The organism is Pseudoalteromonas holothuriae, assembly GCF_945859825.1.
Lineage (GTDB): Bacteria > Pseudomonadota > Gammaproteobacteria > Enterobacterales > Alteromonadaceae > Pseudoalteromonas > Pseudoalteromonas holothuriae.
The window spans coordinates 1-26,252 of record NZ_CAMAPC010000014.1 but is presented as its reverse complement, the minus strand read 5'-3'; the positions used below and the strand labels follow the sequence as shown (position 1 = coordinate 26,252).

Annotated in this window: 25 protein-coding genes and 1 other RNA gene; 19 read left to right on the top strand and 7 right to left on the bottom strand. The window is 39.9% G+C overall.

The window, feature by feature from the left end; all coding sequences use genetic code 11:
* Positions 1-72: 72 nt before the first annotated feature.
* The 4 genes from OCI93_RS15375 to trmB form a co-directional block, all read right to left on the bottom strand.
* Positions 73-588, bottom strand: a complete 516-nt coding sequence (locus OCI93_RS15375; protein WP_261592600.1) for a YfiR family protein — start codon at positions 586-588, stop codon at positions 73-75.
* Positions 588-2,207: a sensor histidine kinase gene (locus OCI93_RS15370; protein ID WP_261626785.1), complete on the bottom strand. Its 1,620-nt coding sequence runs from the start codon at positions 2,205-2,207 to the stop codon at positions 588-590. The genes OCI93_RS15375 and OCI93_RS15370 overlap by 1 nt, the downstream gene beginning before the upstream one ends.
* 242 nt (positions 2,208-2,449) lie before the next feature.
* The gene (locus OCI93_RS15365; RefSeq protein WP_261626784.1) at positions 2,450-3,484 is read right to left on the bottom strand and encodes a methyltransferase; all 1,035 of its coding nucleotides are present in this window, start codon (positions 3,482-3,484) and stop codon (positions 2,450-2,452) included.
* A 220-nt stretch (positions 3,485-3,704) separates the two neighbouring features.
* Positions 3,705-4,430 carry a tRNA (guanosine(46)-N7)-methyltransferase TrmB gene (gene trmB / locus OCI93_RS15360; protein WP_261592597.1) on the bottom strand — a complete coding sequence of 242 codons (726 nt, stop codon included), beginning with the start codon at positions 4,428-4,430 and terminating at the stop codon, positions 3,705-3,707.
* Positions 4,431-4,559: 129 nt separating this feature from the next.
* Between trmB and mutY the strand changes: the two genes are divergently transcribed.
* Both mutY and OCI93_RS15350 read left to right on the top strand, forming a co-directional pair.
* The gene (gene mutY / locus OCI93_RS15355) at positions 4,560-5,618 is read left to right on the top strand and encodes an A/G-specific adenine glycosylase (protein ID WP_261626783.1); all 1,059 of its coding nucleotides are present in this window, start codon (positions 4,560-4,562) and stop codon (positions 5,616-5,618) included.
* Between the two features lie 236 nt (positions 5,619-5,854).
* Positions 5,855-6,130, top strand: a complete 276-nt coding sequence (locus tag OCI93_RS15350) for an oxidative damage protection protein (protein WP_261592595.1) — start codon at positions 5,855-5,857, stop codon at positions 6,128-6,130.
* A 58-nt stretch (positions 6,131-6,188) separates the two neighbouring features.
* Here OCI93_RS15350 and ispB read toward each other — a convergent pair whose 3' ends face one another.
* Positions 6,189-7,160, bottom strand: coding sequence for an octaprenyl diphosphate synthase (ispB, locus tag OCI93_RS15345; RefSeq protein WP_261592594.1), 972 nt, complete (start codon positions 7,158-7,160; stop codon positions 6,189-6,191).
* Between the two features lie 370 nt (positions 7,161-7,530).
* On the opposite strand from ispB, the gene rplU reads away from it, so the two are divergent.
* The 5 genes from rplU (at position 7,531) to OCI93_RS15320 (ending at position 10,459) form a co-directional block, all read left to right on the top strand.
* Positions 7,531-7,842 (top strand): 50S ribosomal protein L21, encoded by a 312-nt coding sequence (rplU, locus tag OCI93_RS15340; RefSeq protein WP_261592593.1) that lies wholly within the window; start codon positions 7,531-7,533, stop codon positions 7,840-7,842.
* A 17-nt stretch (positions 7,843-7,859) separates the two neighbouring features.
* A complete protein-coding gene (gene rpmA, locus OCI93_RS15335; RefSeq protein WP_261592592.1) occupies positions 7,860-8,117 on the top strand; it encodes a 50S ribosomal protein L27 in 258 nt (85 codons plus the stop codon).
* A gap of 168 nt (positions 8,118-8,285) precedes the next feature.
* Complete coding sequence (gene cgtA, locus OCI93_RS15330; protein WP_261592591.1) at positions 8,286-9,443, top strand: Obg family GTPase CgtA; 1,158 nt, start codon at positions 8,286-8,288, stop codon at positions 9,441-9,443.
* A gap of 70 nt (positions 9,444-9,513) precedes the next feature.
* Positions 9,514-10,005 carry a type 3 dihydrofolate reductase gene (gene folA / locus OCI93_RS15325; protein ID WP_261626782.1) on the top strand — a complete coding sequence of 164 codons (492 nt, stop codon included), beginning with the start codon at positions 9,514-9,516 and terminating at the stop codon, positions 10,003-10,005.
* Positions 10,006-10,084: 79 nt separating this feature from the next.
* Entirely contained in the window at positions 10,085-10,459 is a 375-nt protein-coding gene (locus OCI93_RS15320; RefSeq protein ID WP_261592589.1) for a DUF3718 domain-containing protein, read from the top strand.
* 240 nt (positions 10,460-10,699) lie between these two features.
* On the opposite strand, the gene ssrS is transcribed toward OCI93_RS15320, so the two are convergent.
* Positions 10,700-10,882: non-coding RNA, 6S RNA (gene ssrS, locus OCI93_RS15315), on the bottom strand.
* A 195-nt stretch (positions 10,883-11,077) separates the two neighbouring features.
* Here ssrS and OCI93_RS15310 point away from each other — a divergent pair.
* Genes OCI93_RS15310 through OCI93_RS15295 form a run of 4 tightly spaced genes read left to right on the top strand, consistent with a single transcriptional unit; the run spans position 11,078 to position 15,308 of the window.
* Positions 11,078-11,635, top strand: coding sequence for a UPF0149 family protein (locus tag OCI93_RS15310; RefSeq protein WP_261592588.1), 558 nt, complete (start codon positions 11,078-11,080; stop codon positions 11,633-11,635).
* On the top strand, positions 11,635-12,945 hold the full coding sequence (pepP, locus tag OCI93_RS15305; RefSeq protein WP_261592587.1) for a Xaa-Pro aminopeptidase: 1,311 nt from the start codon (positions 11,635-11,637) through the stop codon (positions 12,943-12,945). The genes OCI93_RS15310 and pepP overlap by 1 nt, the downstream gene beginning before the upstream one ends.
* A 9-nt stretch (positions 12,946-12,954) precedes the next feature.
* Positions 12,955-14,142, top strand: coding sequence for a 2-octaprenyl-6-methoxyphenyl hydroxylase (gene ubiH / locus OCI93_RS15300; RefSeq protein WP_261626781.1), 1,188 nt, complete (start codon positions 12,955-12,957; stop codon positions 14,140-14,142).
* Positions 14,139-15,308 carry an FAD-dependent monooxygenase gene (locus tag OCI93_RS15295; protein WP_261626780.1) on the top strand — a complete coding sequence of 390 codons (1,170 nt, stop codon included), beginning with the start codon at positions 14,139-14,141 and terminating at the stop codon, positions 15,306-15,308. Before ubiH ends, OCI93_RS15295 begins: the two co-directional genes overlap by 4 nt.
* Positions 15,309-15,544: 236 nt before the next feature.
* Here OCI93_RS15295 and OCI93_RS15290 read toward each other — a convergent pair whose 3' ends face one another.
* Positions 15,545-16,390, bottom strand: coding sequence for a LysR family transcriptional regulator (locus OCI93_RS15290; protein ID WP_261592584.1), 846 nt, complete (start codon positions 16,388-16,390; stop codon positions 15,545-15,547).
* 130 nt (positions 16,391-16,520) lie between these two features.
* On the opposite strand from OCI93_RS15290, the gene OCI93_RS15285 reads away from it, so the two are divergent.
* From OCI93_RS15285 to OCI93_RS15250, 8 genes are all read left to right on the top strand, one after another.
* The gene (locus OCI93_RS15285; protein WP_261592583.1) at positions 16,521-17,093 is read left to right on the top strand and encodes a hypothetical protein; all 573 of its coding nucleotides are present in this window, start codon (positions 16,521-16,523) and stop codon (positions 17,091-17,093) included.
* 120 nt (positions 17,094-17,213) lie between these two features.
* On the top strand, positions 17,214-18,296 hold the full coding sequence (gene gcvT / locus OCI93_RS15280) for a glycine cleavage system aminomethyltransferase GcvT (RefSeq protein ID WP_261592582.1): 1,083 nt from the start codon (positions 17,214-17,216) through the stop codon (positions 18,294-18,296).
* A gap of 54 nt (positions 18,297-18,350) precedes the next feature.
* Positions 18,351-18,740 (top strand): glycine cleavage system protein GcvH, encoded by a 390-nt coding sequence (gene gcvH, locus OCI93_RS15275; protein ID WP_261592581.1) that lies wholly within the window; start codon positions 18,351-18,353, stop codon positions 18,738-18,740.
* A 165-nt stretch (positions 18,741-18,905) separates the two neighbouring features.
* On the top strand, positions 18,906-21,797 hold the full coding sequence (gene gcvP / locus OCI93_RS15270; RefSeq protein WP_261626779.1) for an aminomethyl-transferring glycine dehydrogenase: 2,892 nt from the start codon (positions 18,906-18,908) through the stop codon (positions 21,795-21,797).
* Between the two features lie 236 nt (positions 21,798-22,033).
* Complete coding sequence (locus tag OCI93_RS15265) at positions 22,034-23,269, top strand: ABC-three component system protein (protein WP_261626778.1); 1,236 nt, start codon at positions 22,034-22,036, stop codon at positions 23,267-23,269.
* Positions 23,262-23,768: an ABC-three component system middle component 4 gene (locus OCI93_RS15260; protein ID WP_261626777.1), complete on the top strand. Its 507-nt coding sequence runs from the start codon at positions 23,262-23,264 to the stop codon at positions 23,766-23,768. The genes OCI93_RS15265 and OCI93_RS15260 overlap by 8 nt, the downstream gene beginning before the upstream one ends.
* A 2-nt stretch (positions 23,769-23,770) precedes the next feature.
* Positions 23,771-25,762, top strand: a complete 1,992-nt coding sequence (locus OCI93_RS15255) for an AAA family ATPase (RefSeq protein WP_261626776.1) — start codon at positions 23,771-23,773, stop codon at positions 25,760-25,762.
* A gap of 4 nt (positions 25,763-25,766) precedes the next feature.
* On the top strand, positions 25,767-26,183 hold the full coding sequence (locus OCI93_RS15250; RefSeq protein ID WP_261626775.1) for a hypothetical protein: 417 nt from the start codon (positions 25,767-25,769) through the stop codon (positions 26,181-26,183).
* Positions 26,184-26,252: the final 69 nt, after the last annotated feature.

Genomic DNA, 26,252 nt, shown 5'->3' with positions numbered 1-26,252 from the left:
GAAATTCGGTACTATCTAATAAAACCGAATATTTACGATTATAGGAGTATATCTAATTGTTAACAAGTAAAATTAATCAGGATGAAACTTAGAAACAGCAAGCAGTCTTGATAACACTTTAAAGTTATGTTGAGAAACTTGTTGCTTATTTATATACAGTCGAATTTTACTCCCCTCTTGGACTAATGAGGCAATCCCACCACTTTCAAGGAAATTTATACTTTCCCCTACAAACACTGTATCTAAAGGGTCTGCTTTAATCCAAACACCAAGTATATCATCTTCATTACTTTCATCAATGTATGTGATATCACATTGCCCTGAAAGTTCCTTTAAATTTTGAGGTTTTTCTATTAATAATATTTCTATGGGTAAACTTCTAATTTTTAAATTGCGGTTACCCGTTAATATTAAACCTGGACCATTATCAATATTCAAAAAACAAAACTTAGTTGATGTTTTTGTTTGTTGATTAGGGAATTCAATAAACTTTGCCATTTGGTATAAAAAAGCAGAGCGTACTTGGTCGGGTGACTTTGCGTTGCACAGTATCGGAAAAGCAAACAATATTAATAATAACAGCCTCATTAGTTAACCTCACCTAGTGGTAAAGTTAAAATAAATCGAGCACCATCTTTATAGGTTTCATCAAGGGAAATGTTACCGTGCAATGCTTGTGTTATTAGGTTATAAACTAAGTGCATGCCTAAACCACTGCCACCTTCTCCGCGCCGAGTGGTGACAAACGGGTCAAAAATACGTTTTTTTATTACACTGGATACGCCACAGCCATTATCACTGTAATTTATATTTAACTGGTTATTTTCTTGTTTGATTTTTATATATATTTCATTGCCTTGTGGGTCATTAAAACCATGCAATAAAGAGTTAGATATTAGTTGCTCAAAAATTTGCTGTAGTGGTCCAGCTTTACTGCTGATCACCAAGTCGTCCGCACAATCAATATTGATTTTAGGGATTTTAATAGCCAACTCTGGCTTCATAGCTTTAATGATATTGTCTAAAAGCACCGCTAAATTTACATCTGAACTGAGTTCTAAATCTTGACTTACAGCAACACGCTTAAAGCTCGATATTAAGTCTGCGGCACGATTTAAATTGCGATAGATTAGGTCTAAGTTTTCAATCCCATCACTAATAAAACGCTCTAATTGCTTAGATGTTAAGCTTTTTTGCTCAAAGGCGCTTTTTATATCTGCTAGTTTGTCTCGCAGCAGCGTAGAGCCTGTAACACCTAAGCCAATGGGTGTATTAACTTCATGGGCAACGCCTGCAACCATCTGCCCCAAAGAGGCCATCTTTTCATTTTCGACAATTTGATTTTGATATTGATGCATTCGCTCAAGTGTATTGAGTAACTCTTGATTGGCTTCACGCAGGGCGATGGTGCGTTGGTTAACCTTTTCCTCTAAGCTTTGGTTGAGCTTTTTAATTTCTAATTTATCGGCTTGGTGCCGCTCAATTTGGTTTTGCGTACGAGTAAGCATGACGTTTAAGCTGCTCGCCAAAATATTAATTTCTTCTATGTGACTACCAGATGCTCGCGTGCTGTAATTGTGATTTTTAGAAACATCTTGTAATAAGATTGATAGTTCTTCTATAGGTCGAGCTATTCTACGTTGAATGCCTCTAGCAACGAGTAAAACAAGTAGTAAAACAATGAGGGTTAATGAAATATCGACAAGTATTTTGGTATTGATGTATTCGTTTAAACGCTCTAATCCGCCACGAATATATACATACCCTTCCACTTTGTCCTCATAGATAACAGGTTTAATTAGCTCTATGTAGTCAGCTGTGATTCTAGGCACCTTTAGCTCTTCAATGCTATTGACTTTTAACGGAACTGGCGGTGTTTTGGAGGCATTGTAACTGGTGAAAAATACGGGTTTGTTGGTAACATCATCAATGTCATAAATATGTATATTTTTAACTAAATCAACGGCTTTAAATGATTTCAGGCGTTTTTCTTCTGTTTTTCTATCCTCAAAAATTAATGTTATTTGTGCATTAAAAGAAACAATTTCAGCGATCATATCAAGTTTATTGATAATCAGTAGGCGCTGCTCTTTTATGTCTAAATAGGTTGAGATCGAAATTGACAGCGACAGGCATAGGGCTGTAACTAGCATTACTGCGCTAATTAACACTTTCCGTATACTGGTTTTTGAAGCCTGTTTTGTCATTATTAGCCTTTATTCAGCCAGTGACCAAATACTTTATCTGCTCTACTTATGGTAACTTAAGAAGCAACCGAAGGCGCGCAAGTTACTCAATTTACTTTATTTGGCGCTAAAAAGAGTTGAATATTATGAACTATATTCTAGTGTAGCAAACAGATTAGATAAAATAACAAAAAAATCCCTGATTTTGCATGTTATTTTATCCAACAAGCGCCTAAAAAAACGATTTCACGGCGCTGAACTGATTACTTGCTTGCTTGATAGACAGTAAATTTGGTGTTTTTTGCTAGGACAGTAAACTTGCCGAATTGTTGTTCCAAAATAGGTGGGTACTTTAAAAAGTTATTAGCAACAATTTGTATTTGGGCGTTGGGCTTTAAAAAGCCTTTTGCTTGCTCTAAGAACCGCTCAGCGATACCGTAGTCAGTAGCAATGCCGGTGTGAAATGGTGGATTACTTATAATGAGGTGATACTGACCGCTAACTTCATTCATACCATCACTTAAAATACATTCAGCTGTTAAGTTGTTCAATGTAAGTGTTTGTTGTGTTGCATAAAGAGCGAGTGCATTAACATCTAAACAAGATAGTTTTAGTTCTGACTGTTGTGTACCAACAAATGTGGCGATGATACCTGCACCACAACCGAAATCTAAGACTTTACCCTTGTAAGGCACTGGTATATTTTCAAGTAATAGTCGTGTGCCAACATCAAGTTTACCATGGTTGAATACACCCGGTAAGCTTACAGCTGTAAACTCTTGCTCAGCTACTTTGACTGTAAACAGGTTTTGGTAGCGTTTTATATCGAAACTTTCAAACGGCTCAAGTTCAGAAAACTCATATAATACACAATGCTTTGCGCTGTCTAATTTGTAAAATTGTTCCGCAAACGGTTTTAATTGTTTTTCTACTGATTTAACACCACCTTTATTATCCCCCACAACCAATAGCCGTGTATTGTTGTTTGCGATTGAGCGGATGTTATCAAGCATCATTAATGCTTCAGGCTTAGACTTTGGATAGTAGTAAATAATTAAATCAAGTGATTCAAAAGAGGGGAGTTTGCAGTCGACAAAACTGTGTACATCTGGGTATTTGCTTGAGTCGTTATGATCAGCAACATTATAGCTAAATGCATTAATGGTTGCATTAGGGTTAAGCTGACTTAATTGTGACAAAAAGCCATCACGGTTGGTATTGATGACTAAAATATTGCTGCCACTGAGTTCTTCTTCATTACGAAGTAGTAATAGGCTTGGATTAGATAACTTACTCATAATTACTCATTATTAAGAGCCTTTAAAGACCCTTGAACAGTTTTATACCAATTGCATTTAATAAATTGTCAACTATTGCGGCAGATAACTGGCTTAGTAACAAGGCAAAAATTTCGATATGCATTATTCTACATGAATAATTTTTAACGCCGTTAATGAGCTATTTAGTCCACTAGAATGATCAATGTATTAAGAAAATTGGTTTTATTTGTGTTTAGGCCTACTGAGTGCGCTTAAACATTAGATCCCAAACGCCATGACCAAGACGGTGGCCGCGTTGCTCAAATTTCGTGAGTGGGCGGTTATCGGGTCGCGGTACAAAATTGTTAGCTTCAGAGATGTTTTTATAGCCAGGCGCTGCTTGCATCACTTCAAGCATATGCTCCGCGTAGTTTTCCCAATCAGTAGCCATATGGAAAACACCACCAATTTTTAGTTTGCTACGCAAGCTTTCTACAAACTCAAGTTGTACGATTCGACGCTTATGATGACGTTTTTTATGCCATGGATCAGGGAAAAACAACTGCATTGTTGTTAGGCTGCCATCGGCAATGCAATCAGCCAGTACTTCTACGGCATCATGCTCAAATACACGCAGATTAGTGACTTGTTGTTCATCCGCTTCCATTAAGCAGGCACCTACACCTGGACGATGAACTTCAATACCGATAAAATTAAGCTCTGGTGCATTTTTTGCCATTTCAACTAAAGATTTCCCCATGCCAAAGCCAATCTCTAGCACCACACCGTTGTCATTTCCAAAAATTTGAGAAAAATCGAGCATACCTTGGCTGTGCTCTAACCCCATAGCAGGCCAGCATTTATCAATAGCAGCTTGTTGACCTTTGGTTAAACGACCTTCACGCTTAACAAAGCTACGCACTTTACGAATATATTTACCTTCTTGCTCAGCTTGCGCTAGCGTGGTTTTACTCGATTCATTCATAATCAATTCTTCGGTGTAAAAAACGGGCGCATATTATCCCTATTCGAGGACATAAGTACAATAGCTTGACTGTTTTTAAAAGCACCATACACTGGCGAGCTATAAAAATGTTTAAAAATAGTGTGTTTAATGCAGGTATCTAGTGAACAAGCAAAGTGGTTTGCCGAGCAGGTCGTTAATTGGTATCACCTACATGGTCGAAAAACGTTACCTTGGCAATTAGAGAAAACGCCTTATAAAGTGTGGGTCTCTGAGGTCATGCTACAGCAGACTCAGGTAATTACTGTGATCCCATATTTTGAGCGTTTTATGGCGCGCTTTCCCACTGTCGATGCGTTATCTAAGGCTCCAGAGGACGAAGTACTTCACCATTGGACGGGGTTAGGATATTACGCTAGGGCTCGAAATCTTCATAAAACAGCAAAAATCGTGAGCAATGAATATAAAGGAGAATTTCCACAGTCACTTGAGCAAATGATGGCATTACCCGGGATAGGACGCTCTACCGCAGGTGCTATATTATCCTTGGCGCTTGGTCAGCATCACCCCATTTTAGACGGCAATGTAAAGCGTGTGCTAGCTCGCTTTTTTATGGTGCAAGGGTGGTACGGTGTGAAAAAAGTTGAAAACCAGCTTTGGGCACTCAGTGATGCAATTACACCAACAAGTAATGTTACAGAGTTTAACCAAGCGATGATGGATTTAGGTTCAAGCACTTGCTCTCGTAGCAATTTTGACTGCGAAGCTTGTCCATTGATGAGTCAGTGCTTGGCGTTTAAACATGAGCAGGTTAAAGCCTATCCTAACTCTAAACCAAAAAAAGAAAAGCCTAAGAAGCAGGCGTATCATTTAATTGTAAATACGCATAACAAAGTACTTATGGAAAAAAGGCCTAACTCTGGCATTTGGGGCGGGCTGTTTGGTTTTTTTGAGTTTCAATCATTTGAAGACGTAGAGCAGTTTGTTGCTCAGCAAGGATTTAAAGGCCAGATAAAGTCATTAGAGTCGTTTGTTCATATATTTACTCATTTTGAGTTAACGATTCACCCGCAAGTACTCAAGCTAGACAATATTCCTGATTTTGCTCATGAACAGCCTATTATTTGGTATGATGTAGAGCAGCACCCTGAGGTAGGGCTTGCTGCACCAACCAAAAAGTTGGTTAAAGTCCTCAGCACAATGAGTTAGACTAGTTAACCTCAGTATTGGATAAGCGAATTTGCCCAATAAAGCTATTTTGCCCACTATCTGCGTTGCTTTTATTTTTAATAGCCAGCTATTGCTACATAAAAGCGCCTTGATATTGAACAAAATATCATCATTGGATGATAAGTAATGTGAGTTATTACATATTTACTATTTCAAAACTCTAATCCAAACCTGAGGTTAATTATATTCTTCTTCAATTTAATTTGGAAAACGTTATGGCACGTACTGTATTTTGTCAAAAGCTACAAAAAGAAGCACCCGGTTTGGACTTTCAATTATACCCTGGTGAGGTGGGTGAGAAGATTTTCAACAATATTTCAAAAGAAGCTTGGCAGCAGTGGCAGCACAAACAAACTATGCTAATTAATGAAAAGCACCTCAATATGATGGATCCTGAGCACCGGACATTGTTAGAAGAACAAATGGTGGGCTTTTTGTTTGAAGGCAAAGAAGTTGAAATTGAAGGCTATCGCCCACCAGATAAAAAGTAAGTTAAAAACTAAAAAGCCGCAAATGCGGTTTTTTAGTTTTTAATACAAACACGAGTGTTTAATGATCTCGTGCAACTGATAATTCGGCGAGCGTAACGAGTGCGGTTTTGTATGGCGAGTCAGCCAAAACAGTCAAGTAATCGATGGCTTTTTGTGCTTCATTTTTCGCCTTTGCCATTGTAAATTCCAGCGCATTAGTTTGTTCTAAAGTAGCTAGAATATCGTTAAGGTAAGCCATACCATTACCTGTTTCTATAGCTTCACGTATTTGCTCAACTTGCTGTTTGCTGCCATGTTGCATTGCATATATCAGTGGTAATGTAGGTTTACCTTCGGCTAAGTCATCACCTAAATTTTTACCCATTTGTTGCGCATTAGCACTGTAATCTAAGACATCATCTACCAGTTGAAACGCTGTACCTAGGTGCATTCCGTAAAGTTTTAGAGCCTCTTGTACTGCTTCTGATTGCTTAAGCACCACAGCAGGTAACATTGTTGCCGCTTCAAAGAGCTTGGCGGTTTTGCTGTAGATAACTTGCATATAACTTTGCTCTGTCGTGTCAGGGTCATTGCAGTTCATCAATTGCAACACTTCACCTTCTGCTATCACATTAGTGGCGTCAGCAAGAATTTGCATAACTTGCATATTGTTAAGGCCAACCATTAACTGGAATGAGCGAGTATAAATAAAGTCGCCAACCAATACGCTTGCTGCGTTGCCAAATTCGGCATTAGCAGTTGGCTCACCACGACGAAGTGCAGATTCATCTACCACGTCATCATGTAGCAATGTTGCTGTGTGGATAAATTCTACAATGGTCGCCAAAGTGATATGTTGGTCATCAGAGCACGCTAGCGCTTTAGCAGTTAGTAGAGTGAGCATTGGGCGAATGCGCTTACCGCCGCTATTAACAATATACAGGCCAAGTTGATTAATTAAAGCAACTTCAGATTGCATTTGCGCATGAATAAGTTGATTGACGTTAAGCATGTCAGGTTCGATTAACGTCTGGATAGTTTTGATATCCATTGTGCTCCAAGCCAAAAATAAATTTACGATATACAGCGCGAGTGTACTACAAAATTCTAACTAGCTCGATATTTTGTCCTGATCTGGCCGAAAAAATAACTTATACCCGATATGTTGTTGATTATTTAGGCTGCATGTTTATTGGTTCATATGCTTTTGCAAGTGGTCTTAAAAGTGTAAAAAAGCGCTTTGGTTTGGTGGTGTTTTTGGATAGACTAACAAAAAATAATGATTCGCCCTCAAAGCTGTCACTTTTTATTCATTTTCTACAAAAATAAGGTTGCTTGTATTTAAGCATTAGCGTAAACTTCGCGCCCTATTGAAGAATATTAAGTTGCGTCGATTTGAGGGCGCACAGACGGAGTTAATTATGTACGCGGTTTTCCAAAGTGGTGGTAAACAGCACCGTGTGACTGAAGGTCAAACAATTCGTCTAGAGAAATTAGACGTTGAAACTGGTGCAGCAGTTGAATTTGATTCAGTACTTCTAGTTGCTGATGGTGAGAAAATCGAGATCGGTGCACCGTTCGTAAACGGTGGCAAGATAACAGCTGAGGTTGTTTCACATGGTCGCGGTGAGAAGATTAAGGTCGTTAAGTTTAGACGTCGTAAGCATTCTCGTAAGCAGATGGGCCATCGTCAATGGTTCACTGAAGTTAAAATCACTGGCATTAGCGCTTAATTTAGAGGTACAGAAAGATGGCACATAAGAAGGCAGCTGGTAGTACTCGTAACGGTCGCGATTCAGAAAGTAAACGCTTAGGTGTTAAACGTTTTGGTGGCGAATCAGTGTTAGCGGGTAACATCATCGTTCGTCAACGTGGTACTAAGTTCCACGCTGGCACTAACGCAGGTATCGGTAAAGACCATACAATTTTTGCAAAATCAGACGGTAAAGTTGTTTTTGAGCAAAAAGGTCCTTTAAACCGTAAATACGTTAGCATCGTTGCTGAGTAATCGGTAAAAGATTTAAAAAACCCCGCTACGGCGGGGTTTTTTGTTTGTCTAAAGTAAAATTTATCAGCTTAAACAGGTTTTTATTACTTGATGTAATAATGACTCATGTTTTATTGGTAAAGGTATTATACTTCGGTATTAGAACCCCCCAGTCAAAAGAGAGTAACCATGAAGTTTGTCGATGAAGTTGAAATTCGCGCAGAAGCGGGCGATGGCGGGAGTGGCATTGTGTCATTTCGTCGTGAGAAATATGTCCCTGATGGTGGCCCTGATGGCGGCGATGGTGGGGATGGTGGTAGTGTATATTTAATTGCTGATGAAAATTGGAATACGCTAATTGATTATCAATTTGAGCGTTTTCACCGTGCAGAACGTGGTACTAATGGCCAGTCAAGAAATTGTACGGGTAAAAAAGGTAATGATTTATACATGAAGGTGCCAGTGGGCACACGTGTAAGCGATGTTGATACCGAAGAGTCTTTGGGGGACTTAACGCAAAATGGGCAAAAGCTCTTGGTTGCTAAAGGTGGCTTTCATGGTCTGGGCAATGCGCGTTTTAAATCAAGTGTAAACCGAGCGCCACGCCAAAAAACATTGGGTACACCTGGCGAAGTACGCAACTTAAAACTAGAACTAATGCTGTTAGCTGATGTTGGTTTGTTAGGGCTACCAAATGCGGGTAAGTCTACTTTTATTCGTAGTGTGTCAGCTGCTAAACCAAAAGTTGCTGATTATCCGTTTACAACGCTTATTCCAAATTTAGGTGTAGTAAGACCTGAAGCAAGTAAGTCTTTTGTTATTGCTGATATTCCAGGTTTGATTGAAGGCGCATCAGAAGGTGCCGGATTAGGTATTCGCTTCTTAAAGCATTTAGAGCGCTGTAGAGTATTGTTACACATTATTGACGTTATGCCTGTGGATGGAACTGATCCAGTTGATAATGCATTCTCTATTATCAACGAACTTCACCAATATAGTCCAAAACTAGCAGAAAAGCCGCGCTGGTTGATCTTAAATAAGATTGATCTATTGCCACAAGAGGAAGCAGATTCAATTTGTGAGCGTATTGCTAATGAATTAGATGCGCAGCAGGTGTATCGTATTTCGGCTATTAATAAACTCAATACGCAAGCGCTGTGTTACGACATTATGACATTACTTGAAAGTATGCCAAAAGATAAGTTTGAAGCAGAAGCCGAACAAGAAGAAGTTGAGTTTAAGTGGGATACTTACCACCGTAAAGCAACTAAAGATGCCAGTGATGATGACTGGGACGAAGATTGGGATGACGACGATTATGATGTTGAAGTTATCTACGAGAGATAAGTATACTTACGTTTATAAATAAGGGCTGTTTGGCCCTTTTTTTAATACTAAATTATTAATGAGGTTTGATGTGATAGTTTCCATGATAGCGGCGATGGCAAACAACCGTGTTATTGGTCAAGATAACCAAATGCCATGGCATTTACCAGCAGATTTACAGCATTTTAAAAGAGTGACTTTGCACAAGCCTGTTGTTATGGGAAGAAAGACATTTGAATCAATAGGACGCCCTTTGCCGGGCAGACGCAATGTCGTGATCACTCGAAATGCTAACTATCAAGCACAGGGAATTGAAGTGGTAAATTCTCCAGATGCAGCATTGGCGCTTCTTAGCGAGGTGCAAGAGGTTATGATTATTGGTGGTGGGCATATCTATGAACAGTGCCTACCTTTGTGCGACCGCTTATATCTGACGTTTATAGACCTAGAAGTTGTAGGGGATACTTGCTTTCCTGATTACACAAAATCTGCACATTGGCAGGTAACGGAAGAGCAGCTTTGTGATGCCGATGAAAAAAACCCACATAGCTATAAGTTCGTAACTTTGAACAAAAAAGTATGAGTTTATTGCTAAATTTTGTGCAACTTGTTACAATTACACTCGTTTTGGGGTACGAATAAAGTATTAGAGGGTGTTTGAAATGAAATTATCGACTGTGCTTGTGTCAGTTTCTTTGTGTGTGGCTTCTTTATCATTTAGCCATCAGGCAAATGCGAACGAGCAATTAGCAATATCACTGTGTGAATATATTGCAGCAGATGACAAAAGTAGCTTACGTAAAAAGCTGAAAAGTTCACGTGTTAAAATCCGTAATATTTTTGATGCTGTTTTGTGTAACGGCAACAATATGCTTCGCCATGCAATTGTAAGTAACGCAGCTGATGCGGGCGAGTATATCGTTAAAAACTTACCAAAAAGTACTCTAGCTGATGGCGCTGAAATAGCGTGGGCAGAAGGTAATGGCCACAGTGGTTCGCCTCTTATCGCTGTAATTAAAGACAGAGCAGGTCTTTAATAATTTAAAGAATTAACGTCTAGTTGTGTGCAACTAATTAGACGACTAAGAAAAGCCTCACTTAAGTGGGGTTTTTTTGTGCCTGTTTATTCTGCATGGCGTACTTTTTTACGCAAAGAGTGAGTAATTTAGCTCGTTATAATGAGTAATGTTTTAATAAAATTAGAGTTTATTATTTTAAAACTCTTATCCTAACTTTAGGTTAAATAGGTGTGGCTAAAAGGTATATCAAAAGAAGAGATGTTCCCCAGCGGCGCGGATGCGGATGTCAGCCCTTGAACCCTAAGGTTCAAGGCGGAACGCAACAACTCACCGTAGGCTTCTCGGTACATGCCAAGCATGCTCAGTAGCAAGTAAACTACATTCCTAAATAAAGTTTATCGGCTCAGGGACTTAATCTACTGTCCTACGAGCTAGGGAACTCCTTTAGTATATAAAACATCGAGGCAAGTCGAAACCATAAAACGCAAATAGTTGTGTGTTTGCTGAGTTTTTATGCTTTGCTGCTATTTTAATAATCAGAGTGCTTGAATTTTAGTCCATAGGATACAATTGCTTGGAGTTGCTATACTTGCAGTGTTAGCATTAAGTGACTGTACGCGAAAAAAAGTTGATCAGATGAGCGAATTAAACGACTACACGCAAGCACAATTGTTGCTTGAAAAACACGATATTTTTGTTGCCCCAGCTGAAGTACATGGTGCCATCAGTGGTTTGTTGGCATGTGGTTTAAATATTGAAGAAAAAGAATATTTAGGGTTACTGAGCGATGTATTCAACGAAGGTCAGAACTTTAGCGAAGCGCTAAAACAGTTCTTTGCTCGTATGTACAAGCATGTGGTTGAGCATTTTAGCGACTCTGAATTTCACTTTGAACTATTTTTACCCTCTGAAGATGAGTCATTACTTGATCAAGCTAATGCATTAGTGGCTTGGGTATCAGGCTTTTTGCTTGGTTTTGGGCTCAAGCAAAAAGACTATGGCAAGTTATCAAATGATGTTAAAGAAGTGATAGGCGACTTTACTGAAATCACGAAGCTTGATAGTCACTTTGATGAAACTGAAGAGGACCAGCAAGCCTTGCATGAGATCATTGAATATATTCGTGTATCGGCCATGTTGTGTTTTGCTGAAATGGGCAAAGACCCTGCAACAACTTCTAAGACGATACACTAATGATTGAACAAAAAGAGTTTTTAAAGCGCAGAACACACCTTTTATCACAGCTAGATAAAAACTCAGTGGCAGTCATTCCCGCTGCTGTGGAGCTAACTCGTAGCCGAGATACTGAGTTTCCATTTCGCCAAGACAGTGACTTTTTTTATTTAACGGGTTTTAACGAACCAGACGCAATACTAGTACTTTGCAAAGACAAAAGTGAGCAACTGGTCTCACATTTATTTTGTCGAAGCAAAGACAAAATTGCGGAAATTTGGCATGGTCGCCGCGTGGGTTATGAGCAAGCGAAAAAGCAATATTTGTTTGACAATACTTACCCACTTAGCGAACTTGATGAGAAGTTGCTGGAGTTAGTTAATCGTAAGCGTGTTCTGTATTTTGGGCAGGGAACTTATAGTGCCTTTGACGATAAAGTATGGAGTTTACTAAATACGCTACGTAGTGCACCTAAAAGAGGTTTTCGCGCGCCAGAAATAATCAAAGATATCCGCCCGTTGATTCATGAAATGAGGTTATTTAAATCTGAGCCGGAAGTTGCAGTGATGCGCAAAGCAGCGCAAATCAGTTGCGAAGGGCATAAAAGAGCAATGCGCTTTGCCAAAGCAGGAGTAACTGAGTATCAACTAGAGGCTGAATTACATCATCATTATGCTATGAATGGTGCACGCCACCCAGCTTATGGCACAATTGTAGGTTCGGGCAATAACGCCAATATTTTGCATTACACCGAAAATAGTGATGTGCTTAAAAACGGCGACTTGATACTAATTGATTCGGGCTGTGAGTTAGAAGGGTATGCAGCTGATATTACCCGCACATTTCCGGTTTCAGGAAAATACACCGAACCTCAAAAGCAAGTGTATGAACTGGTATTAAAAGCGCAGCAGGCAGCTTTTGCACAAGTAAAGCCGGGTAGTACTTTGGTCAAAGCAAATTACGCAGCTATGAAGGTAATGACGACTGGTTTGATCCAACTCGGTATTTTAGCCGGTGATGTTGATACACTTCTAGATAACCAAGCATGCAAAGCATTTTATATGCATGGTCTTGGGCATTGGCTAGGTCTTGATGTACATGATGTGGGTGAGTACAAACTTGACGAAGCAGACAGGCCGTTTGAACCCGGTATGGTGTTAACCATTGAGCCCGGTTTATATTTTGATGAAGATGCTCAAATACCAGAACAATTCAAAGGTATAGGTATTCGCATTGAAGATGACTTACTCATTACTGAAGATGGCTTTGAAAACCTTACCGCTTCGGTGCCTAAATCAATCGCAGACATAGAAGCGCTCATGCAACGCTAGGAGAAAAGGTTGCAACAATTCGATATCCTAATTGTGGGTGGTGGCATGGCTGGTGCTACTGCTGCACTGGCAATAAGCAAGCTTAATGCAGATTACAAAGTTGGGGTTGTTGAAGCTTTCGCGCCCAAAGACAACGTTCATCCAAGTTTTGATGATAGGAGCATAGCATTTGCCCAACAGTCGGTTGTTTATTTACAAAGTTTAGGGCTGTTTAAGTCAAGCTGGACATACGCGCAGGCAATAAAACAAGTCAATGTGTCTGACAGGGGCCACTTTGGTAAAACCCAAATAAACCATGATGACTACCAGTGTGATGCATTAGGTTATGTGGTTGAAGTGAATCCGTATGGTGCTTTTTTACATCAGCAGCTTAATAGCGCAGGCGTTACCTTATTTTGTCCAGCTAGCGTGACTGAGCTAAAGCAGTGTGATGCTCAGGTTGAGATAACACTTAGCGATGCTCAACAGCTGAGCGCTAAATTGTTGATAATAGCCGATGGGGCGCAGTCTCCTACTCGCACTTTACTTAAATTTGACTTTAGCAGTGTTGTATATGAGCAAGGTGCGCTCATTGCCAATATTCAAGTTCAAGGTGGGCATAATGGCAAAGCGTTTGAGCGTTTTACTGAGCACGGTCCTATGGCTTTATTACCAATGAGTGATGATAGATATTCGCTGGTTTGGTGTATGAATAACACACAGTTAGAGCCGTACCTGCAAATGGCTCCTGAGCAATTTGTAGCCCAGTTACAGCAAGCATTTGGCTATCGAGCTGGCTTATTTACACATGTTGGAATGAGAAGTAGCTACCCTTTGATGTTTGGGCGTGTTGATAAAGTCGTAAGTCATCGTTGCTTGCTAATTGGTAATGCTGCACATGCCATTCACCCCATTGCAGGACAAGGTTTTAATTTGGGGTTGCGTGATATTCAATGCTTGGTGACGGTGTTAGCCAATACAGACAAGCAAGAATTGGGTAACTACCATTTTACGCGCAGCTATGAGCTATCTCGTGAACAAGATATTAATATGGTAATGACTCTTACAGACTCATTGGTGCGTTTATTTTCTAACTCTTCGCGCTTAGTCGCATTAGGGCGAAGCTGTGGTTTATTTGCTATGGCACTATCTACTCGTTTAAAAGCGCCGTTAGCTAAACAGTTAATGGGTCATGTACTCAAAGGGACTATTAAATGAAGCAAGTTCAAGTTTGTATTGTAGGTGGTGGGGCGGTAGGCTTAACACTTGCTTTAGGCCTTGCTAAAGCTAATATCAGTGTGCAAGTTATAGATAGTAATTCACAACCTAGAGCACTGGCAGAAACTTATGCAAATCGAGTCAGTGCAATTAGTTTAGCCAGTCAAACTTTGTTTGAGCGCTTAGCTGTGTGGCAAGATATTATTGAGATGCGTGTAGCACCTTATACACATATGGATGTACGAGACCAAGATAGCTTTGGCAAAATAGCGTTTAATAGCCAAGAGCTCGACTTGCCTGAGTTAGGCCATATTATTGAAAATGACGCTATCCGCTTTGCGCTTTTTAATAAGCTTTCTCAATTTAGCAATGTGACCATGGCGTTTAATACGAGTTATCAAAGTATTCACCAAACGGATACAGATGTACTGGTAACACTTGAGTCGGGTGAGCCGATTATGGCTAAATTATTGGTAGCTGCAGATGGGGCAAATTCAGCTATTCGTCAGCAGTTTAAAATGCCTCTGACTTTTTGGGATTATGATCATCATGCTATTGTGGCTACTGTGAAAACGCAATTATTTCATGAGTTTACAGCGAGACAGGTTTTTTTGCCGACAGGACCTCTGGCGTTTTTACCGCTGTCAGATGAGCATCACCACTCAATTGTTTGGTCTACGTCACCAAATGAAGCCGCGCGGCTGATGGCGTTATCAAAAAACGAATTTAATAAAGCGCTTAACGTTGCAATTGATGGTCAATGCGGATTGTGTGAAGTGGCAGATGATAGAGCTGTATTTCCACTTAGAATGCGTTATGCAAAGCAGTGGTTAAATAACAAGGTAGTGCTAATGGGCGATGCCGCGCATACTATTCATCCACTTGCGGGCCTTGGTATGAACTTAGGGCTAAAAGATGCGGCCCTTTTGATTGACTTACTAAGTGATAAACAAAATAAAGAGTTTGCTAGTCATAGAGTATTAAGAGAGTACGAACGCACTCGTAAGCTTGATGCACAAAAGCATATTGCTATGATGCAAGGCCTCAAAGAGCTGTTTGAAGGTGCCCATCCTTTGAAAAAGTTGGTACGCGGGGTTGGCTTGAGTTTGGTTGATAATCTTGGACCAATTAAGCACCTTTTCGTCAAAGAGGCTGTTGGCAAGTAGGCAGTTATTTGGAGCAGATCTTGAGCTGCGTCAGGATGACAGCGAAAAGACTTGGGCTTCGAGTTGTTGTAGATTTACCGTTACCCAGAACTACATGAATTACATTAACTACATTAACTACATTAACTGTCACCCTGAACTACTACATACCTTGTCACCCTGAACTTGTTTCAGGGCCTAGGTGATATAAGCGTCTAACTTTGGTGAAGGTGAAAAACAATGATGAGCCCGAGTATTCAGCCTAGCCGCAAAGCAATAAACTCTGCTAATTTATCTACTGCATGCACTGACTCAGCTGAGTTTTTAATTAAACAAATGCCTATTTGCCCAAGCTCGGGTAAATGTGCTGTGTGGCTTTGATAATTTAGCTCACTGGGTACTGTGCTTTTTGCTAATACAGTGATCCCCAACCCTTCCTTGAGAGCAGCAATTAAACCGGTTAAGTCGGCATTACTATAAATAATACGGTGTTTTATACCGGCTTGTTGCAGTGCTTCAATTGCTCGGCGACGATAAATGCATCCCTCAGGTGCGGTAACAAGTGTTACTTGTTGTGTACTTGCTTTTGACAAGTCGCCCACCCATACCAGTTGATCTTGCATAAATATGGGATAATGGGCAGAGTCCAACTGCTCATTGAGTGCCAGTACTAAGTCAAATTGGTCTTGTCTTGAACTTGACAGCAAGTGTTTACTCAGTCGAGACTTTACCTCCAGCGATACATCTGGATATAAAGACACAAAGTCGCCAATAATTGATGGCAATATGCGTGCCGCAAACTCGCTGGGTATACCTAAGCGTACTTTTCCTGTTACGCTTTCAGAGGTGAACTGCTGAATTATGGCATCGTTTTGTTGCAGCATTTGTTTAGCGAGGGGCAATAACAATTCACCATATTGGTTTAGTACTTGCCGTTGACCCTGCTTTTTAAACAGTTTGCAATTGAGCATTTCTTCCAAGCGTTTTATTTGTAGCGATACGGCAGGCTGTGACAAGCCAAGCAGCTCCCCCGCTTTTGCAAAGCCACCTACGTCGACTACAGTGACTAGGGTGCGTAAACCATCAATCGATAAGTTCTTCATATTAATAAATACTATTTAACAAAGCTAATTACATAAGTATTATTTATCAATGGATAAATAATTACAATTTGTTGTTGGCTTTTATGGTTAATATACTGCTCACCAATCAAGTTTTAATTAAGGTGTCATTATGACATTTGCTCCGACCATGTTTGCAAAACATCGCCAAGGCATTACACCTGCTATTAATAGCATGGCGGCGACACACAATCTGACCGTGTTAGATTTTAGCGGTTTTGAAGCAACCCCTTTTTTAAGTCAACAAATGGGTTTAAACCTTAATAAGTTAATGGCACCGGGCCTTGGCATTCAAGGTAAGCTTGATGACGGCCAACTCTACAGCGTGTATTATTTTAGTGAAACCGCTTACCGTTTTGTAGTAGATAGTGGTGCGGTGGCAATTTTAAAGCAGTTTGTAGCCAAGCATGTTGATGATTATGACATTGAGTTGGTGGTGCGAGATGATTTAGCCATTACCACTTTATCGGGCCAACAAGCATTTGATACGATTGTTTCTAGTTTTGAGCTTACACCGGGCTTAAGGCTCTCTGACGAACTTGTTTGCTATGGCAGGCAAAGTGGTGAAGTATTCGTAACCTCTGTATTAGAGCAAGGTGAGCAGCGTTACCAACTAATTGCACAATTGCCAACGCTTAATAAATGGCAAACGACATTGCAAGCACAAGGCTTTAACCTAAACTAGAACAAACCAACAAGGGCACTCATTTTTTGAGCGCCCTTGTTGCTATTGAATTAACCCCACCTCGTTTGAGGCAAAGTTCAGCAAGGTTGCTTGTTGATAATTTTAAAGTGAAGGACTGATATGACTTCTAAAACAGTGTTACATGCTAAGCACCTTGAAGCTGGCGCGAAAATGGTGGACTTTCATGGTTGGGAAATGCCAATCAATTATGGTTCACAAATTGAAGAGCACAACGCGGTGCGCACCGATGCTGGTATGTTTGATGTTTCTCATATGACCATTGTTGATGTTATAGGCGACGATGCAAAAGCGTTTTTGCGTAAGCTTGTAGCCAATGATGTTGCTAAGTTAACAAAGCCGGGTAAAGCACTTTACACCGGTATGCTTAACGAGCAAGGTGGTGTGATTGACGACTTGATCATCTACTTCTTCACTGAAACAAACTATCGCCTAGTTGTTAATTCAGCAACGCGTGAAAAAGATTTAGCACACATTGCAAATGTTTCTGCAGGTTTTGCGGTTGAAGTAACAGAGCGCCCTGAATATGCGATGATTGCTGTGCAAGGCCCAAATGCTAAAGCTAAAACAGCAAGTATTCTTGATGATGCGCAAAATGCAGAAGTTGAAGGTATGAAGCCATTTTTTGGTGTACAAGCCGGCGATTTATTTATTGCCACAACGGGCTATACAGGTGAAGACGGCTATGAAATTGTGGTACACAATGATGGTGCCGCAGACCTTTGGCAAAAATTATTAGACGCAGGGGTGGCTCCGGCTGGCCTAGGCGCACGTGATACGCTACGTTTAGAAGCGGGCATGAATCTGTATGGTTTAGATATGGATGAGTCTGTATCGCCACTGGCTGCAAACATGGCTTGGACTATTGCATGGGAGCCTGCGGATCGTGACTTTATTGGTCGTGACGTGCTTGTGCAACAACGCGCTGATAAAAGCACTGACAAGCTGGTTGGCTTAGTCTTAGAAACTAAGGGTGTACTTCGCGGTGGATCTAAAGTTATCGTAGAAGGTGGCGAAGGGGTGATCACTTCTGGTACATTCTCACCAACTTTAGGCTTTAGTGTGGCATTGGCACGAGTGCCTCGCTCAACGGGCGATACAGCACAAGTTGAAATGCGCAAAAAGTTAGTTGACGTAAAAGTAGTGAAGCCTTGCTTCGTACGTAACGGCAAAGCAATAATTTAATATTAAAATAGGGTGCATTAAGCACTCAAAACACCGAACCAAAGGAACAAAAAGATGAGCAACATTCCTAGCGAGTTAAAGTACGCACCTTCACACGAATGGGTTCGCGCTGAAGGCGATGGCACTTACACTGTAGGTATCACTGAGCACGCTCAAGAACTTCTAGGCGACATGGTATTCGTTGAATTACCTGACGTTGATGATGAAGTGGATGCAGGTGAAGACTGTGCAGTTGCTGAGTCGGTTAAAGCAGCATCTGATATTTATGCACCAATCACAGGTACTATCGTTGCAGTCAACGAAGATCTAGAAGACGCGCCTGAGACTGTAAACAACGACGCTTATGGCGATGGTTGGTTATTCCGCGTTAAAGCATCTGACGTGTCAGAGCTTGAGAACCTGCTAGATGCAGAAGGTTACGCGAATACTATTGACGAAGACTAAGCAGTTTACGTTTAATTAAAGGCCCCATTTATGGGGCTTTTATTGTTTCGCACAAAATTTTTCCCTGTGTGCCTTACCACATAGGGTGATATTGATTTGTTACTCTGCTGCTACCAAGGCTGTGACAAACACACTTTTTAATTTGGATCATAGGAATCTGGACTAATGTCAAACGCCAAATCTCTTGAACAATTAGAGCAAAAGCAAGATTTTATTCGTCGCCATATAGGGCCAAGCCCGGCGCAAGTAACTGATATGCTAAGCGCTCTTGGAGTATCGAGTGTTGAAGAGCTGATCGGTCAAACTGTACCTGCGGCTATCCGTTTAGAGCAAGGGTTAAGTATCGGCGAAAGCCGTACAGAAGTTGAAACCCTAAGCTACCTAAAATCAGTTGCTAGCAAAAACAAAGTATTCAAGTCGTACATTGGTCAAGGCTACCACCCAACACATGTGCCTAATGTTATTTTACGTAACGTACTTGAAAACCCAGGCTGGTACACGGCTTACACTCCTTACCAACCAGAGATTGCGCAAGGTCGTTTAGAGTCATTATTAAATTTCCAGACACTCACTATTGATGTTACTGGCCTTGATTTAGCAAGCGCGTCGTTGCTTGATGAAGCAACGGCGGCAGCTGAAGCAATGGCATTAGCAAAGCGCGTATCAAAAGCGAAAAAAGCCAACACTTTCTTTATTGCCCAAGATGTGCACACACAAACAATTGATGTGGTGGCAACACGTGCTGAACAGTTTGGTTTTGACGTTGTGGTTGGCCCTGCTGCTGAGGCTGCAAATCACGATATTTTTGGTGCATTGTTTCAATACCCAAGCACCACAGGTGAAGTAGTAGACGTACAAGATTTAATTGCCCAAGTACAAAGTAAAAAAGCCATTGCCTGTGTGGCAGCTGATATTATGAGCTTAATGCTACTTAAAGCGCCGGGTAAACTCGGTGCTGACGTGGTACTAGGCTCTGCACAGCGTTTTGGTGTGCCTATGGGTTACGGTGGTCCTCATGCGGCATTTTTTGCTACGCGTGATGCGTATAAGCGCTCATTACCGGGACGTATTATTGGTGTATCAAAAGACCGCTTAGGTAATGATGCACTACGTATGGCTATGCAAACCCGTGAGCAACATATTCGCCGTGAAAAAGCTAACTCAAACATTTGTACCGCGCAGGTTTTACTTGCCAACATGGCAGCGTTCTACGCGGTATACCATGGTCCAGACGGGTTAAAAACCATTGCTCAGCGTATTAACCGCTTTGCCAGTATTTTGGCCTCGGGTCTTAAGTCTAAAGGCGTTGCCCTTAAGCATGATACTTGGTTCGATACCTTAACCGTGGTTGCTGATAATAAAGATGATGTTATAGCACGCGCGATTGCAGCAGAGGTTAACTTTGCGACTAACCATGCTGGTGAATACTCAATTTCAGTTAACGAAACAACCACCCGTGCAGATGTAACCCAGTTGTTTGATATCATCCTAGGCGAAGGTCATGGTCTAGACGTTGATGCGCTCGATGTACAAATAAGCAACGATGGTGTAACTGGTATTCCAGCAGCTCTAGTACGCGATGATGAGATTTTAACGCACCCTAATTTCAACTCGTACCAAAGTGAGACTGAAATGCTGCGTTACATCAAGCGTTTAGAAAATAAAGATTTAGCGCTTAATCACTCTATGATCTCGTTAGGCTCATGCACCATGAAGCTAAACGCGACAGCAGAGATGATCCCCGTGACTTGGCCTGAATTTGCAGAGCTACATCCGTTTTGCCCACTTGAGCAAGCGCAAGGTTATCAAGTGATGATCAACGAGCTACACGATTGGTTAGTTGATATTACCGGTTATGACGCGGTATCACTACAGCCTAACTCAGGTGCGCAAGGTGAATACGCGGGTCTTATTGCAATTCGTAAATACCACGAGTCACGTGGTGAAGGCCATCGTAATATTTGTTTGATCCCAAGTTCTGCACACGGTACTAACCCCGCGTCGGCACAAATGGCAAGCATGAAAGTAGTGGTAGTTGGCTGCGATAAGCACGGTAATATTGATATGGAAGACTTGCGCGCTAAAGCGGCTGACGTAGCAGAAAACCTATCTTGCATCATGGTTACTTACCCGTCAACGCACGGTGTTTATGAGCAAAGTATTAAAGAAGTGTGTGACATTGTTCATCAACACGGTGGTCAAGTATACATGGACGGCGCAAACATGAACGCACAAGTTGGTGTAACAAGCCCAGGCTCTATCGGCTCTGACGTATCGCACCTTAACTTACACAAAACATTCTGTATTCCACACGGTGGCGGTGGCCCAGGTGTTGGCCCTATCGGTGTTAAATCGCACCTAGCGCCATTTATGCCTAACCACAGTATTATTAACGTTGCAGGTACGACCGAAGGTAATGGCGCGGTTTCAGCAGCGCCTTATGGCTCAGCGGCAATCTTGCCTATCTCATGGGCTTACATTGCCATGATGGGCAGCGAAGGCTTAAAGCAAGCGACTGAAATGGCCATTGTCAGTGCAAACTACTTAACTGAAAAGTTAAGCGAGCACTTCCCCATTCTGTATCGCGGTCAAAACAATCGTGTAGCACATGAGTGTATTGTTGACCTGCGTCCGTTAAAAGACGCGTCAGGCATCACTGAAATGGACGTGGCTAAGCGTCTACAAGACTACGGTTTCCACTCACCAACAATGTCGTTCCCTGTAGCGGGCACTTTGATGATTGAACCAACTGAATCTGAGTCTAAAGTAGAAATTGACCGCTTTATTGAAGCGATGGTGTCAATCAAAGGCGAAATCGACAAAATCATCTCAGGTGAGTGGTCTATCGAAAATAACCCATTAGTATTTGCACCACACACGCAAGCTGATGTACTTGGTAGCGAGTGGGACAGAGCCTACGACCGCTTTTACGCTGCGTTCCCAGTGGCAAGCGTAGCCAAAGATAAATTCTGGCCTACAGTGACCCGTATTGATGATGTATACGGCGACCGTAACCTAATTTGTTCATGCCCAGCGGTAGAGACTTACGCAGAGTAAGGTTTTGGGTGTCGTACTCTAATAAAGTCTGTGACTTTATTTCGGTAGTTTGTGAGTCGAATATAGTCTGTGACTCATAATGAATTGAAAAGGTGAGCTTAGTGCTCACCTTTTTTGTTCTAGGCAAAGGTATGCAGTATCAATTCTTGTAAAAAGTTGATAATGTTATGAATAAGTTTAATAAAATTATGTGGTTGGGAATCGGAGTACCAACTTAAATACTAAGGAAAGTGAAAATGATCGAGTTCATTTCCGAAAAGAGTAATGGTTCCAACCTTATATTGTTTGTACATGGCTTCACTGGAGGCTCTGACACATGGAGTTTTGACGGTAAAGTTTCTTTTCCTTCGTTATTACTTCAAGATAAAGAAATATCTGATAACTTTGATATTGCACAGTTCACCTATTTCACCAAATTAACAAACCTTTTCGCTAAAGTTAGCAATACTTCCAAGCTTTTGAAAAAGCTTTTTGGCACATCACATGGAAAATTAAGAAGTAACTCAAGCATAGAAGAAATTTCAAATTTACTGCGCACTGAGTTTCGATTTAGGTTAGAAAAATATGACTCCGTGTTTGTTATTGCCCACAGTATGGGGGGGCTTGTAACTAAAAGTTTAATTATTAAAGATTTGGAAGAAAAATCAATTTCAAAGGTTAAAATGTTCTTATCATTGGCTGTCCCCCATCAAGGAGCTAAGCTAGCCACATACGGGAATTTAATAAGTAATAATCTACAAATAGAGGGTTTGGAACCTTTAAATGGCTTTATACATAGATTAAATGACTACTGGTTAAAAACTTCTCTAAGACCAACAACAAAGTATTTCTATGGTACAAGCGATAAAATAGTGGACAAAACTAGTGCCGTTCCCGCAGATAAAGAAGTATCAGATGTTATCAGTGTAGATGAAAATCACTCTAGTATTACTAAACCTGAGAACGAAAACTCTACTATTTTAGTGGCTGTTAAAAAACTGATTTTAGATTATCGAGATGGTGATCCTGCGATAAGTAACTTTGAAATTCAGTCTCTAAGCAATGACGATGAGTATAGTGATGAACTATTCGTATTGAAACTATTGGCTGCTGACGTCCATAAAACATCAATACGCGATGCTAAAGAAGTATTCTTAAATGCTGAGTACATTCGAAAAATATTCAGTAGCGCTTCAGATCAGAAACGATTGGCTGAATTGTACAAGAAAATTAAGAAAATTTATCAAAATAGTTATACCAAATATGTTCATGATGGAATTCCTAATTCAGGGTTGTTATTAGCTGATGTTCATGAGCAAATAATGAAAGAAGATAAAGAGTTTTTGAAAACTTTAATTCCATTTTTAAATGCAATTCATAAGCAAGGAATGCTGCACCAATTAGCTAACAGTGAAACTGAAGCTATTTGGTGGGACAAAAATGCTAATTTTGCGTCAATGAAAGAGAGCTTGAAGGAAAAAGGCTATGAGTAGCCTGCCTTTTTTACAGCCTGAACGAGACTTTTATTACAATGCGGGTATTCTGATGCTAATTATTGGTAAATTAGCTCGAACCAAGCGCGGAAAGGCTGTTTTAACAATTGATAAAATCCAGACATTTTATTTTTTGGTCACTCGACCTGTTTTCCTAAATAAGGTGTTATCGAAAGCAGGAAAAAAACAGTTTCTAATTGAGCAAACTGACTATTTTACTGTTGATACCATAGCACCAAATCTAGATGAATTATTTAATCGAGATAAAGTTACTAAGTTGTTAAAAGCTTTGTCGGTTAAAGGGTATATTCAAGCTTCATTTAATGAAAAAGAAGGGTTTTTGTTTGAATTAAATGACAGTGGACTCTCGATATTGGAAGAGTTTACTGATGGATATTACAAAAAAATTAATGGTTTTATTGATAGTTTAGCTAAATTGCAATCAGAAAACTCATCCAAGATAAGTACTTATATTAATTCAGTTTTGAAGCAAGGATAGAAATGACTACTCAGCAAGGATTATTACTTAAGCAGCTAGTGTTAGTTGGCCATAGAAAAAATTATACAGTTCCGTTTTATCCGGGAGTTAACATAATTTATGGGGATGCTGATACAGGTAAATCCAGTATTCTCAGAATTGTTTATTATTTACTAGGTGGGAAACAGAGCAAGTTAGATCATGAGATTTCTTCATCTGTAAAATATGCTGTATTGGAAGTCGAAATTAATGGAGCGCCATATTGTATTATTCGAGATCTATACAATTCGACTAAAGATGTAGAGGTGTATTCATGTCGGTACGCCAAATTAGAAGAAAACTTTCCGGAAAAATATGTATCGTCAGTTTCTAGAAGTACAAATGAAAAGAAAAGCTTGTCGGATTTTCTGTTAGAAGAGCTTAATTTTCCAATAGTTAAATTAAAACAAGCACCTACAAAAGACAATTCAGACACTGCTAGATTAAGCTTTTTAGACTTATTCAAATATATGTACTTAAACCAAGATGATGTCGGTAGCACTCATATGCTTAACATTGGCAATCCTGTTGTTGAAGTGAAAAATAGAGAAGTATTGAAGTACATATTTAACGTGTTAGACACAAATATTTCAGATCTTGAGGTTGATATATCGACAAGGACAAAGGAAAAATCGGACTTGGAGAGTCAGTATAGGGTTATTTCAAAATTCTTGTCTGAAATAGAATTTGAGCAAACATCAGCAATAGATGAAGAAATTACGCTGATCGATGAGTTAAAAGAAGACTTAGATAGGCAGCTAAAAGAACTTAACAACAAAATGGTATCCAATAATGAACTTTATGGTGGACTCAAAGAAGCCTTAGATACTATTAATCTTGATATCAAGAGATTGGAAGATGTTAAGAGTCATGCAGAGAGAAACATTGAAAGGTTTTCGCGCTTAAGTAACGATTATCAAAACGATATTCAAAAGCTCAAAGCTGCGTCACAAGCAAGAAATGCAATTGGAAAACAAGAATATACTACTTCAAGCTGCCCAATTTGTGATAATACAATAAATCTGAGTGATGTCTCTGAAGAGTTTGATATTTCAGAAGAAAATAAACTCAAGCATGAGTTAAATTCTATAGTAAGACGGTCTAAAGATTTAGCTGTTTTAATTGCAGAAAATAGAAAGGAACTTGAAGAAACTACGCAAACTCTAAACGAACTTTACAAAGAAAAGTCAAAAGCGAAAGAATACATAGATGAAGAGCTAGCTAATGCTGTTACACCGTTTTTGGCTGAGAGAGATGTATTGATAAAGGAAAGTGCAAAGCTTGTCGAGCGAAGGGATAAATTTGTAAACGCCTTGAAAGTGAGAAATAGACAACGAAGTATAGCTGAACATATTGGTCGTATCGAATCCAATATCACCCAATTAAAAGAACGATTGGAGGAAATGCTAAAAAGTTCTCCTTCCATGTCTTCTGTTTTATCTGATTTGGCAAGTTCTCTAGATTTATTTTTACAAAATGTAAAAATTAATAATCAATTTGGTGTATCTATTAGTGAAAAGAGCTTTTTACCAATAGTTAGGAATATTGAATACAGGAACATTAACTCTGGTGGTTTAAGAACTATTACTTCAATTGGTTATCTAGCTTCTATTATGAGAGCTAAATTAAATACGAACACAAACCTACCTAGTTTGATGATGATTGATACTGTCGGAAAGTTCTTAGGAAAAACACCTGAAGACGGAACTTTAGATACGGATCTTAAAGCAGATGAAAATGAGGGTGTATCTGACCCTGATAAATATAAAAATTTGTTTGAATCACTTTTAGATTTAGCTGAGCGGTTTGAAGAGAACGGAAAACTTTGTCAGATAATATTGGTTGATAATGATTTACCACCAGAAGTAGCTAAAAAACACAGTGGATTTGAAATAGCTCACTATCGTTCTAATGGAGTAAATAATCTGCCGATTGGATTAATAGACGATTGGGAAAAAGACAAAAAAGTGAGATGAATTCATGAGTGACTTTGATGGAAATGTAAATTGCGATACTCACGGCAATTCTAACGCAACTTTTATTTGCCAGCACTTAGCCAGCGGAGAAGGCTTAGGTTTTAACTTGGGTTATGACCCAGATAATCCAGATGAGTTATGCCCGGACGCTTGGTGCAATAAATGCGAAGAAGTCTTAGATACTGAAGGCGAGTGGAATGACAAATCAGAAGCCTTTGCTGATATAAAGGTTATGTGTGAGCATTGTTATGAGGAAATTCGTGACAAAAATTGGATTCAAGACGATAACGTTTACCACAATTTAGTCACTGAAAGCTTTGCCTTTATTGAACCTCGCCATAAGGTGTTCCTTGAAAAGTATAATGTTGGTGCGCATTCTCATGACTTTGATCACCGATTCTCATCAGCTTTGATCACTTGATTTATCATTTTGTAGAGCCGTTTTTAAATTAGCTTAACTGATCATCATCAGTCAATTTATTTAACTGTT